This is a genomic window from Streptomyces yokosukanensis (genome assembly GCF_001514035.1).
Lineage (GTDB): Bacteria > Actinomycetota > Actinomycetes > Streptomycetales > Streptomycetaceae > Streptomyces > Streptomyces yokosukanensis.
Map to the genome: position 1 here is coordinate 22,014 of NZ_KQ948252.1, position 935 is coordinate 22,948.

1 pseudogene is annotated in these 935 nt (G+C 75.9%); it reads right to left on the reverse strand.

Annotated elements, in window-relative coordinates:
• Positions 1-916: pseudogene (locus AQI95_RS43455) on the reverse strand (polyketide synthase); the annotation flags it as partial.
• Between the last annotated feature and the right edge of the window lie 19 nt (positions 917-935).

Genomic DNA, 935 nt, shown 5'->3' on the forward strand with positions numbered 1-935 from the left:
GGTCGTCGGCCCGCTCCGGCAGATCGATCAGACCGCCCCAACGCTCGCCGTGCTCCAGCGCCGTGACCCGGCCGAGGCCCCAGACGAGGGCCTGTGCGGGGTCGGTCCGCTGCTCGGAGCGGTCGACTGCGACGGCGCTGCGGGTGACGCACCACAGCGGGGCGGTGACCTCGGCGTCGCCGAGGGCCTGGACGAGGGTGAGCGTGGCGATGACGCCGGCCGCCGCCCCGGTCCCGGCGGGGGTCAGCAGGGACAGCACGCCCGTCGCGGCGGGGCCGTCTGCGAGGGCCTCGCGGACACGTCCGGCGAGCGCGGCGCGCGCGTCGTCGGAGCCGGGGACTGCGACGGTCCGTACGTCGGCACCGTGCTCGGCGAGGGTACGGAGCACGGCGTCGGCGGCGTCGTCCCGGTCCTCGGGGAGCACGACCAGCCAGGTGCCCGAGAGCCGGGCGGAGGCGGGGTCGGGGGCGGGCTTCCAGGTGATCCGGTAGCGCCAGCCGTCGACGGCGGACCGCTCCTGGGACTGGCGCCGCCAGGAGGACAGCGCGGGCAGCAGCGCGGCGAGGGTCTCGTCGTCCGCGTCGATGTCCAGCTCCGCGGTGAGGGCGGCCACGTCATTGGCCTCGACGGCCTCCCAGAAGCGGGCGTCGGCGGTGTCGGCCGGGTGGGCGGCGGTCTCCTCGGCGTGGGGGGCGGTGCCGCTCTCCAGCCAGAAGTGCTCCTGCTGGAAGGCATAGGTGGGCAGGTCGACCCGGCGGGCACCGGTCCCGGCGAACACCGCCCCCCAGTCCACAGCCACACCACGGACATACGCCTCGCCGAGCGAGAGCCAGAACCGCTCCAGACCACCCTCGTTACGCCGCAGCGACCCCAGCACGGCAGCCTCGCGCCCCGCGTCCTCCACCGTCTCCTGCATGCCCACCGTCAGCACGGGG